This is a genomic window from Vibrio sp. 1078-1 (genome assembly GCF_033340475.1).
The window spans coordinates 1-884 of sequence record NZ_JAWOWM010000156.1 but is presented as its reverse complement, the minus strand read 5'-3'; the positions used below and the strand labels follow the sequence as shown (position 1 = coordinate 884).

At 44.9% G+C, this 884-nt stretch carries 2 pseudogenes; both read left to right on the top strand.

What is annotated here, in order from left to right:
- Positions 1–419 (top strand): annotated as a pseudogene (locus R7190_RS26285) (c-type cytochrome); the annotation flags it as partial.
- Positions 412–884, top strand: a pseudogene (locus tag R7190_RS26280) (hybrid sensor histidine kinase/response regulator); the annotation flags it as partial. The pseudogenes R7190_RS26285 and R7190_RS26280, both read left to right, overlap by 8 nt.

Genomic DNA, 884 nt, shown 5'->3' with positions numbered 1-884 from the left:
ATGCCTACTTATTGGGTTACACGCATGTTTTGAATGAGAAAGCGAAACGAGGTTGGAAAACCTTCCAGAAAGCTGGTTGCGTACAATGTCATCAAGGGAAAAATGTTGGCGGCGCGATGATTCAACGCTTCGCTTACTTTGAGCATAAACCCGTGCAGAAAGACACAGGTCGCCATTTACTCACAACGGAAGGGGATGAGGGGTATTATTTCCGTGTTGCCAGTTTAAGAAACGTCGCATTAACGGGGCCGTATTTTCATAACGGGCAAGTGACCACCCTTGCTGAGGCGATTCAAATCATGGCGCAAACGCAGCTTGGTATTACGATGAGTGATAGCAATATCGAAGACATCGAAGCGTTCTTGACGTCACTCAGCGCCCCAAGGCCAGTAATTTTAGAGGTGCTGGAAAATGAATAAGTTTAGGTTGGTCAATTCATGCTTATTTATTGCGATGCTGGTGGCGTGCACCTTTGCCTACATGGCTCACATTAATTCCAAGAGTACGCAACAACTTCATAGCGCGCTTTCTGAGGTCGGCCATCAGCTGATTGAAGAACGCGATGTGATTGTGAATCAGTATGCCATCAAGGAAAGAAAGAACTTCGAGCTCACTAAATCGTTGGTTGATATTGAAGTTGAAGCGGAAAAATTGGCTGATACCTTCGATAACGCCGTTTGGTTTCCCATCTCACCCAACCGCCAGAAAATACAACAGACGTTAGCCAAGTTTGAGCAACGGGTTATTCAAACCACTTCGCAATTAGACATGTTGATTGGGGTACAAGTCGAAAATCAATACGCTTTGCTGATGCTGTTGGACATCTATGAAGAGGAGTTTTCGACGCACATTGGTGAAACGCAATTAGATAAACATTACGTCGA